The organism is Gracilinema caldarium DSM 7334 (genome assembly GCF_000219725.1).
Lineage (GTDB): Bacteria > Spirochaetota > Spirochaetia > Treponematales > Breznakiellaceae > Gracilinema > Gracilinema caldarium.
The window spans coordinates 2,563,746-2,585,432 of sequence record NC_015732.1; the positions used below are offsets into that span (position 1 = coordinate 2,563,746).

25 protein-coding genes and 1 riboswitch are annotated in these 21,687 nt (G+C 49.3%); of the genes, 14 read left to right on the forward strand and 11 right to left on the reverse strand.

Translation table 11 applies throughout. The features are described from left to right. Positions 1–39 precede the first annotated feature (39 nt). The 5 genes from SPICA_RS11615 to SPICA_RS11635 are packed head-to-tail and all read left to right on the forward strand — an operon-like array spanning position 40 to position 2,317. A complete protein-coding gene (locus SPICA_RS11615) occupies positions 40–396 on the forward strand; it encodes a hypothetical protein (protein ID WP_013969681.1) in 357 nt (118 codons plus the stop codon). Positions 397–411: 15 nt separating this feature from the next. Next, entirely contained in the window at positions 412–1,095 is a 684-nt protein-coding gene (locus SPICA_RS11620) for a 5-formyltetrahydrofolate cyclo-ligase (RefSeq protein ID WP_013969682.1), read from the forward strand. A 32-nt stretch (positions 1,096–1,127) separates the two neighbouring features. Beyond that, the gene (locus SPICA_RS11625; RefSeq protein WP_013969683.1) at positions 1,128–1,727 is read left to right on the forward strand and encodes a DUF6657 family protein; all 600 of its coding nucleotides are present in this window, start codon (positions 1,128–1,130) and stop codon (positions 1,725–1,727) included. A 52-nt stretch (positions 1,728–1,779) separates the two neighbouring features. Beyond that, on the forward strand, positions 1,780–2,043 hold the full coding sequence (locus tag SPICA_RS11630; RefSeq protein WP_013969684.1) for a type II toxin-antitoxin system prevent-host-death family antitoxin: 264 nt from the start codon (positions 1,780–1,782) through the stop codon (positions 2,041–2,043). Continuing rightward, positions 2,036–2,317, forward strand: a complete 282-nt coding sequence (locus SPICA_RS11635) for a type II toxin-antitoxin system RelE/ParE family toxin (protein WP_013969685.1) — start codon at positions 2,036–2,038, stop codon at positions 2,315–2,317. The genes SPICA_RS11630 and SPICA_RS11635 overlap by 8 nt, the downstream gene beginning before the upstream one ends. Positions 2,318–2,385: 68 nt before the next feature. Here the strand turns inward: SPICA_RS11635 and tpx are convergent, their stop codons facing one another. Then, positions 2,386–2,898: a thiol peroxidase gene (tpx, locus tag SPICA_RS11640; RefSeq protein ID WP_013969686.1), complete on the reverse strand. Its 513-nt coding sequence runs from the start codon at positions 2,896–2,898 to the stop codon at positions 2,386–2,388. A gap of 147 nt (positions 2,899–3,045) precedes the next feature. Between tpx and SPICA_RS11645 the strand changes: the two genes are divergently transcribed. The 3 genes from SPICA_RS11645 to SPICA_RS11655 all read left to right on the forward strand — a co-directional run bounded on the left by SPICA_RS11645 (position 3,046) and on the right by SPICA_RS11655 (position 5,725). Further along, a complete protein-coding gene (locus SPICA_RS11645; protein WP_013969687.1) occupies positions 3,046–4,377 on the forward strand; it encodes a putative DNA modification/repair radical SAM protein in 1,332 nt (443 codons plus the stop codon). Positions 4,378–4,475: 98 nt separating this feature from the next. Next, the gene (locus SPICA_RS14990) at positions 4,476–5,279 is read left to right on the forward strand and encodes a TIGR03915 family putative DNA repair protein (RefSeq protein WP_169311883.1); all 804 of its coding nucleotides are present in this window, start codon (positions 4,476–4,478) and stop codon (positions 5,277–5,279) included. Positions 5,280–5,338: 59 nt separating this feature from the next. Beyond that, complete coding sequence (locus SPICA_RS11655; RefSeq protein ID WP_013969689.1) at positions 5,339–5,725, forward strand: DUF6941 family protein; 387 nt, start codon at positions 5,339–5,341, stop codon at positions 5,723–5,725. A gap of 41 nt (positions 5,726–5,766) precedes the next feature. Here SPICA_RS11655 and SPICA_RS11660 read toward each other — a convergent pair whose 3' ends face one another. The 7 genes from SPICA_RS11660 to mntA all read right to left on the reverse strand — a co-directional run bounded on the left by SPICA_RS11660 (position 5,767) and on the right by mntA (position 12,080). Beyond that, positions 5,767–7,173, reverse strand: a complete 1,407-nt coding sequence (locus SPICA_RS11660) for a family 43 glycosylhydrolase (RefSeq protein ID WP_013969690.1) — start codon at positions 7,171–7,173, stop codon at positions 5,767–5,769. Continuing rightward, positions 7,148–8,710, reverse strand: a complete 1,563-nt coding sequence (locus SPICA_RS11665; protein ID WP_013969691.1) for a carboxylesterase/lipase family protein — start codon at positions 8,708–8,710, stop codon at positions 7,148–7,150. Before SPICA_RS11665 ends, SPICA_RS11660 begins: the two co-directional genes overlap by 26 nt. A gap of 46 nt (positions 8,711–8,756) precedes the next feature. Next, positions 8,757–9,446: a lycopene cyclase domain-containing protein gene (locus SPICA_RS11670; RefSeq protein ID WP_013969692.1), complete on the reverse strand. Its 690-nt coding sequence runs from the start codon at positions 9,444–9,446 to the stop codon at positions 8,757–8,759. A gap of 11 nt (positions 9,447–9,457) precedes the next feature. Further along, entirely contained in the window at positions 9,458–10,714 is a 1,257-nt protein-coding gene (locus SPICA_RS11675) for a cytochrome c biogenesis CcdA family protein (protein WP_013969693.1), read from the reverse strand. Beyond that, positions 10,711–11,199 (reverse strand): arsinothricin resistance N-acetyltransferase ArsN1 family B, encoded by a 489-nt coding sequence (locus SPICA_RS11680; protein ID WP_013969694.1) that lies wholly within the window; start codon positions 11,197–11,199, stop codon positions 10,711–10,713. The genes SPICA_RS11675 and SPICA_RS11680 overlap by 4 nt, the downstream gene beginning before the upstream one ends. Positions 11,200–11,281: 82 nt before the next feature. Continuing rightward, positions 11,282–11,701 carry a type VII toxin-antitoxin system HepT family RNase toxin gene (gene hepT / locus SPICA_RS11685; protein ID WP_013969695.1) on the reverse strand — a complete coding sequence of 140 codons (420 nt, stop codon included), beginning with the start codon at positions 11,699–11,701 and terminating at the stop codon, positions 11,282–11,284. Then, positions 11,685–12,080 carry a type VII toxin-antitoxin system MntA family adenylyltransferase antitoxin gene (gene mntA / locus SPICA_RS11690; RefSeq protein ID WP_013969696.1) on the reverse strand — a complete coding sequence of 132 codons (396 nt, stop codon included), beginning with the start codon at positions 12,078–12,080 and terminating at the stop codon, positions 11,685–11,687. Before mntA ends, hepT begins: the two co-directional genes overlap by 17 nt. On the opposite strand from mntA, the gene SPICA_RS11695 reads away from it, so the two are divergent. Further along, complete coding sequence (locus SPICA_RS11695) at positions 12,058–12,261, forward strand: hypothetical protein (protein ID WP_041396234.1); 204 nt, start codon at positions 12,058–12,060, stop codon at positions 12,259–12,261. The two genes, mntA and SPICA_RS11695, sit on opposite strands and share 23 nt — an antisense overlap. 16 nt (positions 12,262–12,277) lie before the next feature. On the opposite strand, the gene SPICA_RS11700 is transcribed toward SPICA_RS11695, so the two are convergent. After that, positions 12,278–12,649, reverse strand: coding sequence for a lipocalin-like domain-containing protein (locus SPICA_RS11700; protein WP_041396235.1), 372 nt, complete (start codon positions 12,647–12,649; stop codon positions 12,278–12,280). A gap of 137 nt (positions 12,650–12,786) precedes the next feature. Beyond that, positions 12,787–12,864, forward strand: a riboswitch (Fluoride riboswitch). Positions 12,865–12,872: 8 nt separating this feature from the next. On the opposite strand from SPICA_RS11700, the gene SPICA_RS11705 reads away from it, so the two are divergent. Then, positions 12,873–14,081 (forward strand): MFS transporter, encoded by a 1,209-nt coding sequence (locus tag SPICA_RS11705; RefSeq protein ID WP_013969698.1) that lies wholly within the window; start codon positions 12,873–12,875, stop codon positions 14,079–14,081. Positions 14,082–14,162: 81 nt separating this feature from the next. On the opposite strand, the gene cbiB is transcribed toward SPICA_RS11705, so the two are convergent. Together cbiB and SPICA_RS11715 are read right to left on the reverse strand one after the other, a co-directional pair. Next, entirely contained in the window at positions 14,163–15,200 is a 1,038-nt protein-coding gene (cbiB, locus tag SPICA_RS11710) for an adenosylcobinamide-phosphate synthase CbiB (RefSeq protein ID WP_013969699.1), read from the reverse strand. A 209-nt stretch (positions 15,201–15,409) separates the two neighbouring features. Continuing rightward, entirely contained in the window at positions 15,410–16,573 is a 1,164-nt protein-coding gene (locus SPICA_RS11715) for an aminotransferase class I/II-fold pyridoxal phosphate-dependent enzyme (RefSeq protein WP_169311884.1), read from the reverse strand. A 137-nt stretch (positions 16,574–16,710) separates the two neighbouring features. Between SPICA_RS11715 and aroC the strand changes: the two genes are divergently transcribed. The 4 genes from aroC to SPICA_RS11735 all read left to right on the forward strand — a co-directional run bounded on the left by aroC (position 16,711) and on the right by SPICA_RS11735 (position 21,645). Further along, positions 16,711–17,766, forward strand: coding sequence for a chorismate synthase (aroC, locus tag SPICA_RS11720; RefSeq protein ID WP_013969700.1), 1,056 nt, complete (start codon positions 16,711–16,713; stop codon positions 17,764–17,766). Positions 17,767–17,970: 204 nt separating this feature from the next. Continuing rightward, a complete protein-coding gene (locus SPICA_RS11725; protein WP_013969701.1) occupies positions 17,971–18,927 on the forward strand; it encodes an AAA family ATPase in 957 nt (318 codons plus the stop codon). Further along, positions 18,924–20,072: a DUF58 domain-containing protein gene (locus SPICA_RS11730; protein WP_013969702.1), complete on the forward strand. Its 1,149-nt coding sequence runs from the start codon at positions 18,924–18,926 to the stop codon at positions 20,070–20,072. Before SPICA_RS11725 ends, SPICA_RS11730 begins: the two co-directional genes overlap by 4 nt. Beyond that, positions 20,065–21,645, forward strand: coding sequence for a DUF4129 domain-containing protein (locus tag SPICA_RS11735; protein ID WP_013969703.1), 1,581 nt, complete (start codon positions 20,065–20,067; stop codon positions 21,643–21,645). Before SPICA_RS11730 ends, SPICA_RS11735 begins: the two co-directional genes overlap by 8 nt. The last annotated feature ends 42 nt before the right edge of the window (positions 21,646–21,687 follow it).

Below are 21,687 nucleotides of genomic sequence, written 5' to 3' on the forward strand. Positions count from 1 at the left end.
GGCGCCTCTTTCTGCTATGCTCCTTACAGGAGCAAACCGATGACAGTCAGAGAGGCCGTGAAGATCCTTGAGGGCGAGTTTTTCTGTGGGGAAGAATGGGCAGATACGGAAGTCCATTCGGCCTGCGGGGCGGACCTCATGAGCGATGTGATGGCCTTCGTAAAGGAACAGGTGCTTCTGCTCACCGGCCTCGTAAACCCCCAGGTGATACGGACAGCAGAACTCATGGATATTAAAGTGATTGTCTTTGTTCGGGGTAAGCGCCCTACCCAGGATATGATTGACATGACCCGGGATGCACAGATTATCCTCGCTGGAACAAAATGCCCCATGTATATCGCCTGTGGCAAACTCTATGAGGCGGGCCTCCGTTCCGGCGGCACCCGGAAAATCTGATTACAGGATGCAGCCATGGGACCCGTGCAAGGGGACAAGCCCGACAAATCCACTCTGGCTGATCTGAAACAAGAACTCCGAACAATCGTTAAAAGCCGACTAAAAACCCTATCCCCGGATAATCTTCACCGGGCAGGCTTTGCGGCGGCAGAACGGCTTAAAACTCATCCCCGCTGGCAACAAGCCCGGCTGGTACTGCTCTATGCTTCCATGAGTGGCGAAATAGACACGGAGCCCCTCTTTCACCTCGCAAAAACCAGCGGAAAAACCATCTTTTACCCCCGTGTAGAGGGCGATGAGATAGGCTTCTATCAGGTTAATGAACTGCTGGACCTCGAGAGCCAGGGCCCCTGGCATATTCTCGAGCCCCGGCCAGGCCTTACGAGTCTTTTCGATTGGATCCACACAATCTGCAACACCGTTGAGCAAGCACAGACACCTGTCCCAATCCTGGGAATTATTCCGGGCCTGGCCTTTGACAGGCAGGGTGGCCGCCTCGGCAGAGGGAAAGGCTACTATGACCGATTCCTTTCATCAATAGAAAAGATCGACTTCCCCTACCCTCTACAACTCTACACCATCGGCCTCTCCATTCCCGAACAGGTTGTAGACCAGGTCCCCCGGAGCCCCTATGATATCAGGGTTCATGAGGTGATGGTAATTGAAAGAGGACTTACCGGGGACTTGCCCCGGGCCTAAAGATTCTTTACTTTTATACAAGAGGTACATATATGGCACGGATAAAGAGCGCCCTTGAACTTGCATTGGAACGAACCGAATCGGTAAAAAGCGACAAAGAAAGCATTGAACTCTATGAATTAAAACGGGAAGGGAAAAAACTGGCCGGAACCTTTCTCGAAAACCCCGATGAAAAACAACTGGAAGACAGCTTAAAAAAATATCCTAAGGACAAACAGGAAGCCCTTCGTCAGGGGATGTTCGATGTACTGGTCTCCCAGATTCGTCTGCCCGCTCATCAGGAAGACATTACTAAACAGGAAGCGGTGGGCAAAGCAATTCAGCTCCTGGTGAATGACCGCCGTTTCGGTCAGCTCTATAGCCAATTGGTGCAGGCCTTTGAACGGTATCTTTCTGAGGTAGACCAGTTTGATCAGGCAATCCGCAGGCAGTATGCACCGAAGCTCCGCCAAAAAGAAGAAGAATTGGCCCGGCGTTTAGGCCGTGCGGTCCAGCTTGACCCCTTCCAGGACCCGGAATTTGTTAATTTTTATAACCAGAATATGAATGCCCTGAAAGCCCGTTACGAACAGGCCATTGAACAGGTCCGCCAGCAGGCAACCATGTTGTTCGAGGGTACGAAAAAATCCTAATCGCTTGATATATAGTACTATTGCATAGTACTATATATCAGAGAGGTAGGATATGATTACTACAATTTCAGCAAATGACCTTAAAGTAAAGGGCATTACTGCTATAGATGAACTGGTTGCAAATAATACTGACGGAGTGGTAGTTACAGTAAGGGGAAAAGAGAAATATGTCATTCTTCCTATAGATGAGTATAACCATCTTCGTGAATATGAGCTTGAAATGGCAATTCAGGAAGCTAAAAACGATATAAGCAATGGAAAATTCCATAATGACGGAATAGCCAAACACCTAGAACGCGTAAGCTCTGATGTATAATCTTATTTTCCCCTTTTCTTATGAAGAAAAGGCAAAAAAGTTTTTAAAAAAACACCCCGAATTACAAAAGCAATATGCTAAAGTGCTAGAGCTTATTGAAATTAACCCATATCATCCATCATTACGGCTTCATAAATTCAAAACAGCCAATTTCGAAGGGTATTCAGTTGCAATAAATATTTCTTATAGAATAGCCATAGACTTTCTCGTTACAGAACATGAAATTGTATTCATCAATATAGGAGATCATAAAGAAATATATGGCAAAAAATGATAAATAAATAAACACACCTATTAAGTAAATCTTCCCCCCTCCTATGACGGGGGGAAGATGGTGAAGCGTTATTTTAAGAGCCCTTTAACCGCTTCCAGAGCTTTCCCGTAATCGGGCTCCTGCCCAATTTCAGGGACCTGTTCGGTATAACGCACCGTATTGGAACCATCGAGGACTACCACAGCCCGACTGAGTATACCTGCCAGGGGACCATCGAGGATTTCCACCCCATAATCCTTTCCAAAGGACTTATCCCGCATCTGTGAAAGGGTTATAATATTCTTTACCCCCTCGGTCTTGCAGAACCGGCTTGCGGCAAAGGGGAGGTCGCAGGAAATATTCAGAATCACCACATTAGGTAGCTGGGCAACTTCGGCATCAAACTTTTTGGCTGAAAGGGCACAGACTGAGGTGTCCAGACTGGGCACTATGTTCAGAATCTTTATCTTCTGACCATAATCAGCCAGGCGGCGGTCGGTTAGACTTTCATCAACCAAACGAAAATCTGGTGCCTTGGTACCAACTTCCGGCAGATTGCCTACCGTAGCAATTGGATTACCTTTTAACGTAATTCGAGCCATAGAGTCCTCCTTGATAGGCGCTTTCAAAACTGAAGGTTCTAGAAGCGTCATTTATTACTATAAAAGTAATAATCATCACGAGCAAATGCAAGTAAAATTGATTGATGAACCCTTGCCAGATATACTGTACAGGTGTATAGTGTTTTTATGGAATTGGCAGAAAAACTGAGGCTTCTTGCGGCCGGTGCAAAATACGATGCTTCCTGTGCCACCTCTGGTAGTGACCACGGTTCCTGGACCGATGCAGGAACCGGGGAAAAGAGCCTTAAGGCCCGGTCTGGACCTATCCCTGTTATCGGTGCTACAGCCCCTGCCGGGGTCTGCCACAGCTGGACCGAGGACGGCCGCTGTGTATCCCTCCTTAAGGTGCTCTATTCCAACGTATGCCGGTTCGACTGCGCCTACTGTGTAAACCGCTCTTCGGCGGATATTCAGCGGACCAGCTTTACTGTCGATGAACTGGTAAAGCTTACCATAGAGTTTTACAAACGGAACTATATAGAGGGACTCTTCCTTTCCAGCGGCATTTTCTCCGACAGCGATGTGGTCATGGAAAAATTAATCGAGGTGGCCCGCCGGCTGAGAACCGAAGCGGGCTTTGGGGGGTATATTCACCTAAAAATTATTCCCGGTACCGGGCCCCGACAGCTTGCCGAAGCAGGCCGCTGGGCAGACCGGCTCAGCGCCAACATAGAACTACCAACTGAAAAAAGTTTACAGTACCTGGCGCCCCAGAAAAGCGGTAAGCTCATTATGGGTGCCATGGAAGAAGTGGCAATCCTGGAACAGGAAAGGACGGCAGCACCCAAAGGATGCTCGGACAGCGGCAGTTTCGGCAGCGGCGGGGGTGGCAAGTTCACCTTTGCGCCGGCGGGCCAAAGCACCCAGCTTATTGTGGGAGCAACACCTGAGAATGATCATCAAATTTTAAACCTTTCCAGTGCCTTGTATCGACGTTTTGGACTGCGTCGAGTCTACTATTCTGCATTCATACCCGTTGGGACACCTGGCCGGGGCGGCATGGCAGATCCCCGGCTACCGAACATACCCGGGCCGCCCCTGGTACGGGAACATCGGCTGTACCAGGCTGACTGGCTCCTCCGGTTCTACAAATTCCGTTCCGATGAGATCCTTAGTCCTCAAAGCCCCTTTCTGGATCCCCATCTGGACCCAAAAACAGCCTGGGCCTTACAGCATCGGGAACTGTTCCCTATCGATGTTCAGCAGGCTGACTATGAGATGCTCCTCAGGGTTCCTGGGATCGGGGTTAAATCGGCACGGCGCATCCTTGAGCAGCGGAGAAGCAAGATGCTTACGGCGGAATTACTCCAGCGCCTGGGGGTTACCATGAAACGGGCCCGCTATTTTATCAGCCTGCCTGGTTTAACTGGGGAAACAGAAAAAGATACGGCCTATATCAGGCGTATCTTATCTGATGCGGACGGTGCAGGACTGCAGCTGCCCCTTTTTGAGTTTTAATGGGCTGGGAGGCTAGGAGGCTAGTAAGCATAATTCCTCCAGCCCCTTTGGTACATGCCATAACTTTAATAGTACAGAACGGTGATGAGGATACTGGTATGGAGAAGTTCTACGATGGAACACCGGAAGGTTTATTTGCACTCCTTCAGGAAGCCCTGGAAAGCGGAATCATTCCTGAACAGATCCGCCGCTGTCAACAACAACACCAAGAAGACCCTAGGCTGCCCTCTCTGTTTACTGAAGAAGAACTGGGTCTGCCTGCAATGCTAGGGGGACCGGAACAGGAACTAAAAGCTCTGGCTGCCATGGCCCAACTGCGATCATGTTCTGAAACAGCCTTTCAGGATTGCCTTCAGGCATTTATGAGTGATGCCCCCATAGAACCCGATATAATTCGTTATGCAGTAAGGATCCTAAAGGCTCCTAACCACACTGCTGCAGAAAAGCGTAGAACTGACCGTTCTTTCAGGCCCTGCGAGATAGTTCTGAATGCTTCTCAAAGATACCTTCGAGAATTGGATCGGCTCCTGGGACTCTTACGCTTTAAGCCTACCAACGAAGGGTATCTGGTAGCCCGCTGTGAACCGGAAACCTATGCTCTGCCGGGTCTGGCAATCCCCCTAAAACGGCGCTTCGGTACTACCGCCTGGGCTGTCCAAGATGAAAAACGGAATCTGGTACTCGCCTGTGATGGGATTGGCGAACCGGAACTTGCGTCCTACGATCCGGGGGAACCACCCTTTTCACCACCTGAGGGTCTCGTACCGGACGAATATGAAGCCCTCTGGCAGGAGTATTATCACACCATCAATATAGAATCACGTAAAAATCCTGAATTAAGGAAACGACTTATACCTCTGAGATATTGGAAATATTTGCCGGAACTGCAAGTTCAGCACTGAAAAATGCAAACCTGCCTACTAGGAGGGAAGAAACGATTCTGGTAAAGTAATTATTGTTTATGAAGATAGAAATTTATACACTCTGTGATTTTGCCCAGGAAAACAACGGGAAGCTTACCATTGTGGGAACCTTCGATACCATTGTAGCCAAGGGTTTTCCTATGAATCACCAGTCATTCTCTTTGGCGGTACGGCTCCGTTTTGACCTTTGGGAACTGGGGACCCACAGTTTTCGTATCGAAGCCCGGGATATCGACGGGAACAGTTATGTACAACCGGTAGAAGGAAGCCTCACTATCCGGGATGTGGGAAATGCCTCTTCCGTAGTGCATTTGCTCTATGCCTTTTCAGATCTCAAATGCAAGATGCCCACGGTCATCAATTTTATACTGTATATAGATGACAAAGAAATTACCTCTACCCCCCTGTATATTAAGCGGATCTAAGCAAACCACCATTGCGCCCTTTGCAACTTTCCCTTTTAGCATTACACCAGTTCAAAGCCCCTGAGGCTGATACTACCGCTGCCTCTATAGGTGAAATACAGGGCCTGTATGCCGTCTGGAATTTTTATGGTACTGCGGGATGCTTCCCATACATTGGAACTGACAATCGGAAGTTCTGCAAGGACAGGTCCATCCCAGGTGGTTCTTACTTCAAAAACACCATGGGCATAGCCCCGGGTAAACACAATAATTTCCTTTATATCGGAAAATTGGAAATATTTAAAACCCGCAGTAGCGCTAGTTCTCATGTTGCCGATATAACCGGGGACTTCTGTACCATCAGCACCATCCTGCATAATCTTGGGAAACTGCCCTCCATCATTAACATAGACCGATTCTTCATCGGTAAAGAGATTGCATGCAATATATGCCGGATAATAGCCCTTCCCTATCAGGGGTCCACCATTGAGACCGCAGGAAGTAATCTCGACCTGAGGAATTGTCCCATCGGGTAAAATCGTAATTTTCTCGGCACAACCCTGCCGGCTGAACCAGGTCCCGTTGGTATGACGATGATAAAAGATGTACCAATCCTTGCCAACCTGGACCATCCCGCCGTGGTTATTTGCCCCATAGGCCATCGGCTTTTCAGCGGGTTTATAACTGGCAATGTGCATATCGCTATTGCTGACGATGACCCCCCCATACATAAAACCACCCGTAGGAGAACTGCTTGTGGCATAGCAAAGTTCATGCATTACTATGGAAGAATATACAAAATAATAGGTATTACCCATTTTACGGATCGATGAAGCTTCAAAAAACTCATGGCCTTCATAGCCAGAACCTTTACTATACTCACAACCAGGAACAACAATAACCGGTTCTTCTTCAATGGTGCACATATCAGGGCCCAAGACGGTTACCATGGCACCTTTACGGCTTGCATCTCCTCGGGGACAGAATCCGGTATACATGTAGGTTTTTTCATATTCTGTTAATACCCCAGGATCAAACTGGGGCTGATCACCGGGTCTCTCTCCCAACCTGTTACCCTGCTTATCCTGTACATATCCATAGAATTCATATGTACCTGCAGGGGAATCGCAGACCGCAACAGATACCACCGAGACTTTGTCCAACACATAATACAGGTAAAATCGGCCATCGGGACCCATGGTTACATCAGGGGCATAGAGACACATCTTTCCGTCCCTATTCATCGGATCATCGGTTTTTTTATAAATAACACCCTCATACCGCCAATCAGACAGATCATGTATCGGAGCAGACCAACAGACATAGTCTCCCAAGCAGAAGACCCATCCGTTATAGAGGTCATGGGATCCATACACATAGAGTCGGTCACCAAAAATATGGGGTTCTCCATCGGGGATATACTCCCAGGATGGTAAATAAGGGTTAAAAACCTGAGTTTTTTTCATCATTGTTCCCTTCTTCGTTTAAGATTTGATGTGCAAGCTTATCTATAAGCAATTTTGTAAACTCCGATTCTGGCTGTAAAACCAGTTTCGGTCCCGCAGATTCAAAGAGCAACTGGTATGGTAAAGCATTACCATAGGGCTTCCATTCAGGAAGGGGAACTCCATCATGATCAAGACCGTTTGGATCTCCGGTCTTTACAAAGTTAGTCCAGTAATTGCACATTTTTCGTGCAAGGTCATAATGATAGCCCTTAAAGGGTCTCCAGCATTTTGCCAGGGTTTCGAAGAAAAACCAGAGTTCCGATGAATGAAATGCTCCTGGATTATCCCAGCCAGGGATATCGGGCATAAATTGGTAATAGTAACAGGGTTCTGTACCACCCTGAGCTTGATTTTTGAGAAGAACACTTTTCGTGGTATATTCAATGGTATTAATGGGTGCATATCCAATATCAGGGTGATGCATCCACGCCTCGGGGCATCGGAGAAACCGTTCCGCTTTATCACCGAACAAAGTATTAACCTGCATTCTGTAGGCTTCTTCAGTTGCAGCAGTTATGCCGCTCATAAACTCGTTTAAGGTATTTCCAGTGAGTAACGGTACATGGGCATGGCTACCTGTCATATACAGATATAAGGGGTTTCCATAGCAGGTCTTGTTATCATAAACAGTCATCATCCTGGGATGGGTTTTTACAAATTCATTATATTTTCTGAGAAGGTATTTCACATCCAACTGTCGTGCTTCCGAAAGGGTGCGTACACCGAGGAACGAGAAAAAAGCCACCCCCTGGGCTTCTGCATCTTTTAGTGAAGGAGGGGGACCAAAAAAACTATGGGGATAGGGGCTTGTGATCATGCCGCTCTGTACAATGGCCTTCTGGAACAGCCCGAAGTTTGAAGGATTGGTAAGATGAACCATGACGCTCATCCCGCCAGCAGACTGTCCTGCAATCGTGATATTCCCGGGATCTCCACCAAAATGACTGATATTCCTGATCACCCAAAGTAGTCCTGCTCTCTGATCAAGATGTCCAAAATTCGTGGGGCTTTCTTCCTGTTCCGCGGTTAATTCTGGATGGGCTAAAAAACCAAACAGGTTCAGCCGGTAATTCACGGTAACAACAACAATGCCCCGGCGGGCAAGGCGCTCTCCATCAAACTCCATTTCCGCTGTATAGCCCCACTGGAAAGCTCCTCCAAAAAACCATACAACGACGGGGAGTTTATCATCAGGATGCTGTGCACCGGTCCATATGTTCAGGTATAAACAATCTTCACTCATGGGGATATGGGGATCTACATGCCACTCCCGACAATATATGTCTGTACCCAAGCCTGGAGTATCCTGTATTGAAATGGATGCATATTCATAGGCATTGTATATCCCATCCCAATGAGTACAGAGTTGTGGAGCCCGCCATCGGTTGTTCCCAACTGGAGGGGCGGCAAAGGGAATGCCTTTAAAAACAGTGATACGGGGATCTGCAGCTGGAAAACCCCTTATCAGACCATTTTCAGTTTTTGCGATACGTATCATAATATATGAATTATATCTCTGTTTCTACAGAAAGAACAATAGTAAATCAAGTATCTATAACAACAGATCGCTTTTTTCTTTGTAGAAAAAAGTCATACAAAGAAAACGCAATAAGTAACATAGAGAGACTAAAGAAAAAATCTTCCAGAGGAATGGTTCCAATACGAATGCCTAAATTCCGGCTATCGTCATAAAGAACTATTGGCAAACCCGTTAAGAATCCGTTGGTGATAAAAAAAGGAATATAGGTTAATGCGAGGGCAAGCCAAAAATTGGTGGATGTAAGATTAGATGGGGTAAGAAATCGAACCGCCAGGATGGCAATCGCTACAGCAATAAAAACCACACCGGTGTAGGTTTTATTCATCAATATAAAACCCAGGATGATAAAAATTGCCGCTACAAGATACCAGAACAGGAGGGGGATTGGAACAATCCGATCAGAAATATATGCCCGGACACAGGCCAATATAAACATACAGGCATAGGGCACACAGATGAAAAAAAGCCATTCCCCTAAGGGGAGCCCCAAAACATTCCAGGTTCCTGCATAACCCGGATTAAATGACCAGACCCCGATGGACGTTTTCCAGACATCCCAGGCACCAAAAACAAACAGGATTCCCAGAATGGCCGAGAAAACCGCAGGCCATGATTTATAAAAGCCTACTTTTCGATTAAAGGACAACGTCAAGGGAAAGGCTAGTACTAACAAGTCCAACAATACATATAACATAGTTGCTCCTTCTACAACCACACCACCATTCCCATCACTCCAAAAAGCACCGCCGTACTAAGCCGTACGACACAAAGGTGCTTCCCATACCAGCCCCTGATTTTTTCATGCTGTAGTCCAACAAAGACTAATATAAATACTACAACAAGAGGTATAATAAATCCAACATTATACAGCATAAGCAGAAACATACTCCAATGACTCAGGGAGGACTGGTTCATATAGACCAAAGTTGGCAGATATACCTGACCAGTGCAGGCAAGCTCAATGACTGAAACAAGAAAGCCCGTAAGGGCTGCCCCAAGCGCCATGAGGGGCAGAACCGAAAAGGACCGAATAACCCTATGAGAAAGCTGTTTCAGCCCCTGTGGCATCTGCAAGATCGACTCACGTGCCCTGCCCTGCCGGGCAAGCTGCGCATCCCGAAGATTGAGTACCACCAGGACTGCTGCGACCAGAGAAACTGCACCCTTCACATAATAGGTCGCTCGGCCTGCAGAAAGCAGAGACCGTAAGGCCTGTAACAAACCAAGTCCCATAAGAAAATACGCAAAGAACACCGCACCGATGAAGGAACAACCGACGATCATCAGGGCCCGTTTTTCCTGCCGCCTGAGGGCAATAAAACTCAGGAAGAAGAGCAGGGTGGAAAAGGCACAGGGGTTTATTCCATCGAGAAGACCTGCGGCAAGGATGGTGAGAAGAGTCCCGAAGGCCGCAGCGGTCCCCGGTGCGGGAACAGAACCCGGTGCGGATTCCCCGCTGGCTGCAGGCACCGCAGACTTTGTCTCAGCGGCTAACGAAACTGCGGGGCTTCCGCCGGATACGGGCACCGTGAGCCGAGCCTTACCGGTATCACGGATTGCCGCCAGTTCCAGGGGCACATTCTGTTCAATTTCGGTCGAACCCCGGTACACATTGTTACCGATAAACAGAACGGGGAACACAGTAAACGGCAGACCCCGCTCGGCCAGCAGGTCTACACAGCGTTTATAACCCTCAGGCGACAGGATGTCGTAGGTTTCAAGATCCAGATGTACCCCCGATGTTGCCTCATACTTCTGTTTCTGGCTGTATAAAAAGAGGTCGCAGTGCTTGCATCCTGTTTCGGTAAAATACACCCCCTGAATTCGCCGCTCTGGAGATGGAATCGACCTGGTTTCCCCAGACTGCCCATCCCCGGCCATACCCGCCTCGGCCCAGAGGGGGTTCATCAATATAAAGAGAAGGAATAAGAAGTTCAGGTTGATGAACGCAGGGGGCCTCATAACCTTAGCTCCCAATAGCCCACATTAAGCCAGGTGCCGAATTTGTACCCGACCTCGGTAAACTCCCCCACCTTGCGAAAACCGAAGCGCTCATGGAGGGCCTGACTTGTAGGATTCGGCAGGGCGATCCCGGCGATAACGAGGTGGAGCCCCTGTTCCCGCAGTTCCGCCAGCAGCCTGTTATACAGGGCCGAACCGACGCCTCTTCCGCAGGCATCCCGGCTCACATAGACCGTCGATTCTACCGTATAGCGATAGGCTGACCGGCCCTTCCATTTCCCTGCATAGGCAAAACCCAGAACCTGATCAAAGTCTTCATAGACCAGCCAGGGATACTGGGCGGTAATATCATCGATCCGACGGGCCATTTCCCGACCCGAGACAGGTTCTTCCTCAAAGGTTACGGTGGTGTTTTGCACATAGTAGTCGTAAAGCCGGGCTATAGCCTCTGCATCCCGGTGCGTTACGGTACGAATGATTGCCATGGGAAAAGTATAACAGATTTGATAGACATTTTATATAATCTGATGATCCGAATACCAATCGGTGAATAGAAATACTATGTACCTATGGTCGTATCACCATTCCCAATTCTGCGACGTAGTGTACCAGGGATTTCCAGCCTTCTTCGGCTATCGAGCGCAGAACTGCCATATCCATTTGTTGATATTCATGTATGGCAACATTTCTGAAGCCGACCATAGCAACCATTGCCTTCGCAGTTTCTTTGGAAAGTATTTGAGATTTTTCCAGAATTCTAAAAGCATCAGCACTGGTCTGAGGTATTCCAAGGTGAGATACAGAACAAATATGAATTGCCAAATCTATAGCAGCCTGACACGCCCGTTCTATGTTCAAAGTAAGGGCATCGATATGGGTGAACTTGGTTAATGTCGGGTCCTGTTGAAATTCTTCCAAAGCCCGGCGTATGGAGCGCTCAATGATGGCAGCTTTATTCAGCATTACATCATCAACGTTGATAAGCATGAACTAATTCCTTTCGTTCTTCGGTAAACCAGAGATACATGCTGATGAGGCTTGTTTCCATAAGATCTACATAAAAGGGATCTTTGGTAAAGAGACGATAACCTGCACCAAGGACTTGCCGTGCGTAGACCAGGTTAGCGGAGGACAGGAGCCCCACATCAACCTGCCGACCTACCTCATAGGAAATATGCCCCCCAATCGCTGCTAGGTCCAAACTATGCAAAGCTATACCCTGAAATGGTAATACAGCCACATCGATATCGCTGTCTGGCCTCATTCGCCCCTGGATACTGCTACCCAGCAGATAGGCTGCAGCGATCCGGACATCCTGCTCAAGCAGGAAGCGTATCTGGTCTATGACCTTTTGTGAAAGCTTCATAGGATTCAGTATAAAAGGTGGACTGAACAATCGCAAGCGGCTCGACCTGGGAGCCTGCCGGCTTGAGGCAGTGTATCAGCTCCACCTAAAAGAGCCAGAGCCGCTTGAACCGGTGCTGGAACCTGCGCAGGGCCCCAAAGCATGGGGCCCCACAAGTGTCCAGATGGGGCAAGACCGGTAGGGGCCCCGACGGCGACCTACTGCTTTAGATAGGCCCAGAATGAAGGAGATGTTTCATTACCCAAAATAAGGTATTTATTGTTGAGGATAGAGATTTTATAAGCACCATTGTTTTCTTGCATATCAGTTACAGTCATGGTCCCGTTGGAATAGGTGTAGGTACCTGAGTCTGTGCTAGTAGGATCGTTGTAAGTCCCTGTGTTGGATTCATATCTTTTATAAATGACAGTGCCATTAGCATTAAAAATGTATTCAGTTTTGTAATAGGTTTGCATATAGGTATTGGACTCCCATTTTTTCCTCATCGACTCATGAACCCAGGTTCCCACCAGGCCCGACACGGACCCTTGGGCAGTGAAAAACTCCCCAATATACAGCTGGTTTCCCACGATAAGGGCGGGCTTCTTTTCTGTAGTTGGGTGCTCGTTCGTGAAACAGGTTTTTGCACCGATATGGCCGCGCTTTTTTCATAGACCTCTCATCATATATTGACAAAAACAACTACAAAAGTTTACTTTGTGTTTACAAGGTATGAGGTGATGGAGTTCACCAACGAGCGCATTCGCTCTGAACCGCCTTCCTGGCCGATAACTCCTATGAAGGAGTTATGCTATGGCCAAAGCAAAGAATCCTGATGACAAAAAGCTTTCTTCCTCCCTTTCGGCGGCTTATCTATTTATTGTCCTTTTTGGCGTGGTGAGCCTTTTCTCTGACATGACCCATGAAGGAGCGCGCAGCATCACGGGGCCTTTTCTGTCGAGCCTGGGGCTTTCTGCAGCTGCGGTTGCGACAATTGCCGGCTTCGGTGAGTTTGTCGGATATGCATTGCGTTTTGCTTCTGGCTATTTGAGCGATAAGACAAAGCGCTATTGGCTCGTAACCGGCGTCGGATACACAGTCAATTTGCTTTCGGTGCCGCTCCTTGCGCTTGCAGGCAGCTGGCAGATTGCCGCACTGCTCATGATTCTGGAACGAGCCGGGCGGGCTATACGGAACCCTGCACGAGATGGAATGTTGTCCCATGCAACGTCGGAAACCGGACATGGTAAAGGCTTCGGCTTACATGAAGCGCTGGATCAAATCGGTGCCACAACAGGTCCTCTTATTATTACCGTCGTACTGGCTGCTGGAGGTACGATGCAGCATGCCTTTTCCTTTTTGCTCATCCCTGCACTCACCGCTTTGATCATCCTCATGGCAACCCGAATTCGTTATCCTCATCCTCAAGCCCTCGAAACTGCCCAAAAAGAAAATCTCAGAGGGGCTCACTTTCCGAAGGCATTCTGGTTCTATCTTATTGCGGCATCTTTGGTAGCAGTAGGATTTGTCGATTATACCCTCCTTGCCTATCATTTTCAGAAAGGCGACCTGATGAAACCATCGACCATAGCAATTTACTATGGGATTGCAATGGGCACTGATGCTGTGTTTGCGCTTATTTTTGGATCCCTCTATGACAAGATTGGGATCAGAGCCTTGGTCATATCGACAGCACTGTCATTATTTTTTCCCGTTTTTGGATTTCAACACAATGGAACGCTTGCGCTTATCGGTGTTATGCTCTGGGGAGTAGGAATGGGTGCACAGGAATCAATCATGCGTGCGGCGATTGCGCATTTTGCATCAAAAGACAAGAGGGCCACCGCGTACGGATTTTTCAATATGGTATATGGGTTTTCGTGGTTCGCAGGCAGTGCGCTTTTCGGTGTACTGTATGATATCTCGATCCCATGGGCTATAGTGTTTTCGGTAGTCATGCAGGCAATTTCGATACCTTTCTTTTTCATAAGCGCTAGAGCGGGAGCAAGCAAAGCGGTTTGAGCTGAATTGCAATCCTGCCACCAACGCTTCGGAAAGCCTGGGTAAAACCATGGAAGCGCCCAGAATTTCACTGGAGATGTTTTAAAGTACAGCAAAAGCCAGGAAGCAAAGGGAGAGAACCAGTATTGTTACAGCTGTATTCCAGTACAGTAACCGAAGGGCCCTTGCTATATCCGATGTATCAGGAGCTTTCCCTTCAGGATGTATCCAGGGTTTATCCACTAAACCTTCAGGATACCAGGTGGGGCCTCCAAGCTTTAGATTGAGCACCCCCGCATAGGCTGCCTCGGGATGGCCCGAATTGGGGCTTTCATGGGCCTTACGATAGGTGATAAAAATGTTCCATGCCTCCAGAATAGAACCTCCCACAAAGGAAGCACAAAGACACGCCGCCAGAGCAGAGAAACGGGCTGGAATAAAATTAGCTACATCGTCTGATCGGGCGGCCCACCAGCCAAAATAGCGGTACCGATCATTTTTATGACCAAAGATTGAGTCCATTGTGTTAATTGCCCGGTACAGCAGGGCCGCCCAGGGGCCCAAAAGAACGGCATACAAGAGCGGACTTGCGATACTGTCCACAGAGCTCTCAGCCACACTTTCTATACAAGCCCGGGCGACTCCCTCTGAATCGAGCTTTTCAGGATCCCGCCCAACCAGCAGGGACACCGCTTTTCGGCCATGATGGGGTTGTGTCCCTCCCTTGTTTTCGAGGACATCCCGTTCTAAAGCAAGGGTTACTTCCCGGGCGTGTTGAACCAGGTCCTTGATGGCAAAGGAAGCCCAAATAATAAGACTGTCCCAGATGAAAACTGGCATAAACCCACATTTTAATAATAATCTATGTCCTGCCAGGGGAATACAAGCAGCCGGGATGGTAACGATAAACCAGGAAAGCATACCAGCTAGCCTCAGCCTGAGGATAGGAAGAGCTTTTTCCCTCGTCCCATTGGATACCCTAGAAGACTCACAGCCTAAAAGCCGCCGGGACCAGGTTTCTGCTTTGCATGCTAAATTCCCTAAAAGCCGCACCGGATGGAGAGCAAAAACCGGATCCCCAATAAGGAAGTCCAGTCCTAAGGCGGCAAAAATGGCAAACAGCGATTCATACTTGTTCATGATAACCCCAGATGTTGTAACAGTACATCAATCTGGCAATGCTGTTCCACCAATGCCGCCAGTTTCTGAATTTCCCGATCTGTCCTGGGAGCCTCTGTAGGGAGTGCTGGGGACTAAGGCCTTTTCGTCTTCTCAGCATATTGATAAACTTGATTCGGAATTGATCATTATCAAAAATACCATATACATAGGTTCCCATCAGGTTCAGGTCATTCCAGGTCTTTATGGGTGGTAGCATGATACATAGATGAATGAGCTCCAACAAAATCGAGAAGTATCTTAAGCATTTGATCATTTTCAGAAAAATTCTTTAAGCCCAACCGTGACCAGGAAGACCCAAGACCGGGGAAATTACTACAGTCCCGGAGCGCAAGCCCCCGGCGGAGACAATAATCACGTAAAAACGCTCCTGCCTGTTCTGCACCATCCCTTGGCCGCAGGAGAAAAAAATTTCCTTTGCTGGGGCATAGGTCATACCATGATGATAGGGCTCCCATAATACGGGACCGCTCCGTTGCAACATACTGTTTAGTTCTCTGGATGAAATCGAGAATTGAGGCATCGCTAAAGACTCGGCGTGAAAAAGCTTCTGCCAGGGAGTTCAGGGGCCAGTTTGGCAATTCTTTTCGGAGCTGGTACCCCAGTTCTTTTGAAAGGATCCCATATCCAATCCGAAGCCCCGGTACAGCAAACAATTTTGTCAGAGATCGGAGCACTATAATATTTTGAGGAACCATTTCCCTGTTCAGTAAAGAAGTTTCCAGGGTAAAATCGATGAACGATTCGTCGATAACAAAATAAATCTTCGGTTTTTTCCTTGCAAAGGCTACAACACCATCCGGATAATCTTGCGGGAGTTCCCCATCAGGATTATTCGGAGCTCCAAACCACATCGTATCTGGCTCATCATCCAATCTTTCATCAAACTTACAGAAAAACCTATCCCAATTTTGTTCAGTCTGTACAGCAAAACCCGCCAATTCTAGTGCTTCCTGATAACTCCCATAGGAAGGGATCCGAATCAGAGCTCTGCCACCGGTTATTTTTTTAAGCATCCTGGGTAAGGCAAAAATAAGATCATCTGCCCCATTACCAAACACTACATCCATATTAGAATTACATTGGTGGTATTGTATTACTAGGGCAGATAGCTCCCCATATGAAGGATCAGGATATTCTACTAGTCTTTCATAGGATTGAAACAGTACTTCTTTAAGAAAATCCGGGGGACCTAAGGGATTAAGGTTGACACTGGCATCAATAAAAGCCGCATCAGCTCCGGTCCAACCAAGACTGCGGGCTCTTTGTAGTAACAATGAACGATTACCCCCATGATATCCATGAGAATGAGTGAATTCAGTTTGATGGATCATATAAACCATGATAGCAGAAAGAACGATCGAAATGCAGACCCGGTACCCCCGTCTTTTTGTGCTTCATGATTGATACAAGCGGTAAGCTTCTGTATGATGCAGTTATCATAGTATGGTCATCAGGCTGGAGGGTCATTATGGCAGGGAGCAGTTTTGGACACCTTTTCAGAATTACCACCTTTGGAGAATCCCACGGCGGAGCGGTGGGGGTTGTAATCGACGGGGTCACACCGGGGCTGGAACTCAGCGAAGCGGATATCCAAAAAGAGCTGGACCGCCGGAAGGGCGGACAAAACTTTATCACTACCCCACGGCAGGAAGCCGATGAGGTACACATCATGTCCGGTGTCTTTGAAGGCCGGACCACCGGCACTCCCATCCTGCTCATCCTGTACAACAAGGATGCCCGGCCCGCAGCCTACGATGACATAAAGGATAAATTCCGGCCGGGCCACGCGGATTTTACCTATCTTAAAAAATATGGGATCCGGGATTACCGCGGGTCCGGCCGGGCGTCGGGCCGGGAGACCGCCGGCCGGGTTGCCGCCGGCGCGGTGGCAAAGAAACTGCTGGCCCGCAGGGGGGTCCAGATTGTAGCCTATACGATCCGGGCTGCGGGCATTCCCTGCACCACCTTTGACGAATCGGTGATCGAGCAGAACCCCCTGCGGGCCTGCGACCTCACCGCAGCGGCGGCCATGGAAGCGCGGCTCAGGCAGCTACAGGAAGAACAGGACAGCGCCGGCGGCATCGTGGAGTGCCGGGTCCGGGGGCTTCCGGCGGGGCTTGGAGAACCGGTCTTTGACAAACTCGACGCGGAGCTGGCCCATGCTATGCTTTCCCTGGGGGCCGTCAAGGGTATCGAATTCGGTGCGGGCTTTGCTGCAGTGGACATGAAGGGCAGTGAACACAATGACTGGATGAACAGTAACGGCTTTATCACTAACAACGCTGGAGGCATTATCGGAGGCATCAGTACCGGGGCAGAACTGATCTTCCGCATCGCCGTAAAGCCCGTCTCCAGCATCGCAAAACCCCAGAGGACCATCAACCTGAAGGGAGAAGAAACAGAAATCCGCACCGAGGGCCGCCACGACACCTGCATACTCCCCCGGATTGTCCCGGTGGTAGAAGCCATGACCGCCCTTGTGCTGGAGGACCACTTTAAACGCCAGGCCGCCCTCATGGCATAGGACACAGATGCTCCCAAAAGGTTAGTACGTATCTTTTCGGTCTTCTATATCAATGATAAATACCACAACTGGTTGTTTCAGAAACCGTATAAAAAAGTCTATAGTCACCGATCTGATAGCGGTACACTTCTTTATATTTGGCCCAAAATAGGGATTTGCTCCTAGTATAGGATACAATTTATATAATTATGGTATACTGTTCCCATGGAACGAACAATACAGCAATGGGCCGATGCCATCACGAGTTCGGTGGAAACGGTCTTTTACGGCAAACGCCGGGTAATTCGGAAACTGCTTTGCGCGATCCTTAGCCGGGGTCATGTACTTCTGGAAGATGTGCCCGGAACGGGGAAGACGATCCTTGCCCGGGCTCTGGCGAACAGTCTGGGTACCCAGTTCAAACGGCTCCAGTGTACGCCGGACCTTCTGCCAGCGGATGTGCTGGGGGTTACCATATGGTCAGCGGAACAGCAAAAGTTCCTCTTCCGACAGGGACCGATTATGACCAACATGCTTCTGGTGGATGAAATTAACCGGGCTACTCCCCGAACCCAGGCGGCCCTTCTCGAAGCCATGGCGGAGCGGCAAATTTCTATTGATGGCAGGCGGCTCCAACTGCCGGACCCCTTTTTTCTTGTAGCTACCGAAAATCCCGTGGAGTTTGAAGGAACCTTTCCCCTGCCGGAAGCCCAGAAGGACCGGTTTCTCCTGTCCCTCTCCATCGGCTACCCCGATACAGCGGCCGAAGCGGTCATGCTGGAAAGCCAGCGCCAGATTACCCACCCGGTAGAAGCCCTCAAATCCCTCACAGGACCTGAAGAAATTGTGGCTCTGCAGGAGTCGGTAACCCGCATCCATGTGGACAGCAGCCTGCGGGACTATATGCTGGCTCTCACAGTCGCAAGCCGGAACCATCCTTCGGTACGGCTTGGGGTCTCTCCACGGGGGAGCCTTGCCTTATACCGGGCAAGTCAGGCATGGGCAGCCATGGAAGGCCGCTCCTATGTGATACCGGAAGATATTAAGGGCCTTGTGGCAGATGTATTCCGGAAACGGCTTATATTGCACCCCGAATCGATCATCAAAAATATCAGTGTGGAACGGATTATCGAGTCGATTATCGATAGTGTCCCCGTGCCGGTCTTTAAGGAAGGGGTATGAAAGGCCGAAAGAGGCTGATTCAGAGTATTTTTTTACTTGCGGTGTTTCTCTTTGCCCCGGTGGCGGGGCTGCGATTCGTTGCCCTGTTCTGGTTTTTACTGCTCTGTATCAATCTGTTCTATCTTAGGTATATGGGGAGGCACATCCAGATACGACGGAAGGACCCGGTGATCAGAACCTACAAAAACCAAAGCACCGGCATAGAACTGGAGGTCATCAACACTGGTTATCTTCCTCTTTTCAATGCAATCATTTCTGATACAACGGGCTCCCTGGACCCTACGAGCCTCTGCCGCATGCGGCTCGATATGCGAAAACGGAGCCGCAGAACCATTTCCTATACCCTGCGCCCCAATGAACGAGGCCTGTGGACGCTAGGACCGGTGAAACTGATAATTCGGGATCTCTTTGGCTGGGAAGAGCGCAGTTTTGAACAACCTGATAGGACCACGGTTATCGTGTACCCTGAAGTCTTTCCCCTGCCCTACCAGGCCTACGACGGCTATCCCCTGGGAACCATCAAAACAAAACATATCCTCCATGAGGATCCAAGCCGCTACCGGGCTCTGCGGGAATATCAGCAAGGGGATGAGTTGCGGCGCATCAACTGGAAGGCCAGCGCCCATGCGGGGATGCTGATTTCCAATGTGTTTGAGTCCAGTGTTGATGTACCCCTCCTGGTGCTCCTCAATTTATCGGCCCCTGCATTTCCCCTGAAAAGCCAGTATATGTATGCCGAGCGGTGTATTGAATACGCAGCTTCCCTCATCAGCTCCGCATCCCTTGTAGACCAGAGTGTGGGCTGTATCAGTACCGGTATTCTCCCAGAGGACGGCCAGCCCCTCCACATCGAAAGCGGCCGGGAACACCGGCTTGTCATCCTGGACAGCCTCGCCCGGATTACCCTATCGGAAGAGACCAGCTACCATATCTTTACCGAAGCCCTTAAGCGGCTCCCCTACCGGTCCCGGGTATGCTATGTGGGCCCGGTGCTAGCGGATACTTTGCTGGAATTACTGCTTTTAACCCGTCTTAAGGGCGGTGATTTTATCGTGTACTGTATTGTACCGAAAAAGGAGGAACTGGAAAGGCTCCACGAAAAGAGTATACCAGTACGAGAAATGGAGACCGAAAGCCATGGCTGAACAGGAACGGTTTACTGAATTTGTCCATCCCCTCATAGCGGTGAGTATCCCCGCCTGTTTTCTTTTTACCCAGGTTGGATTTTTTTCCCGCTGGATCCCCTCCTGGCCCGTACAGCCTCTTGTAGCGCTGCTTCTGGCAGTTGTTGTTGGTATCCTTACGGTTCTGCTGGGGAATCTCTTCCACAAGGAGCGTCTTGGCTTTGCGGCCCGGCTCCGGGAACTTATTATTGTAACGCTGGTTCTCTACCTGGCCGCTTCCCTGGTATCCCTGCTTGGTCCCGGAACAAGGGCAGGAAGCCCCATCATCAGTAGCGGCTCCGCAAGCGGAGCTGACAGTCCGGCGGCCTCCCCTTTGCTTTGGTTCCCTGCCTTGCTCAGGCCTTCCCTGCTCAACATAACTGTCACCAGCCTGGGTCTCCTGCAATGGATCTTTTCTGTGCTTATTCAGGGGGCCCTTCGGGATCGGGAGCTTTTACTGGCAGAAATTGAAAGCGCCCAGGGTCTGGAATTACAGTACCGTCTGAGGGATACGGGGACCCTCGCAGAGGATACGCTCTGGGGGTTCAGAAAGATTCTGACCATGGGCCGCATCCTTGTATCCATCATAGTAGTCGAAACCGCCCTTCATGGGTTCCTCTACCCGGAACAGGGCCTCATATCCCAGATCTTTGTTCTTCCCCTGCTGTTCCTCTATCCCCTGATGACCGGTCTTATAGGCCGTTACAAACGGGAACAGTACGATGCCGGCGCAGGTATAGCCCCCGATAAGGACAGCCGAAGCCATCAGGTCCGCACCATTGTCATGCTGCTCCTGGGTACCTTTATCCTGGCCTTCCTTGGAGCAGGGACTTCATCCTTACTCCCCATTCAATGGATACTCGCCTTTTTTGCCTGGTTATCCGGTCTCATGCCGAAACGGCCCCCCTTGCCTCCCCAGGTCCCGGAACCGATGCCCCAGATGCCCGATATGGAAGCCCTGAAGCGGGATCTAGAAGCCCTGGAACCGGCTGCTGGTAGTTCCCCTGATTTGACCTTTCTGTGGCTCATCCTCGGGATTTTCAGTGCCGTGGTAGCGGGGCTTTTTATACTTTTCTTTCTGGTTTCGCCCCTGAAATCCCGCTATTTCTGGGAGAAGGTACGGAAGATTTTTTCGCCCCGCCATATTTTGCAGGGACTTCGTAGATTGCTTTCATATTTTAAGCCCCAGAAAGCAGCTCCGATAGAGGGACTGGATCTGGATCCAGATAATCTGAAACAGGTGCGGGACCAATTGGAACGGCTCACTGCAGAAAAAAAGGACCGGCGAAAACAGGCCCAGCTCGGCAAAATGGTAGACCGGTACATCCGCTTTCTCCGCTGGGGAGAATCCATGAAGGTCCCCTGCAGGCCCTCTATGGCCCCCGGTGAATATGCAGAGACCTTAAGTCCCCGTTTCCCTGAACTAGCAGAACCGATTCACTGTATTTCGACCATCTTTGAAGCCGCCCTTTACGGGGACACCCTTATTACCCGGGAACAATGGAACCAGTTCAATACAGCCATCGAAAGAGTCATACACAGTACAAAAAACTAGATCAGCTTGTATACATACAGGGCTTTTTTCTTTCAGCTCAAC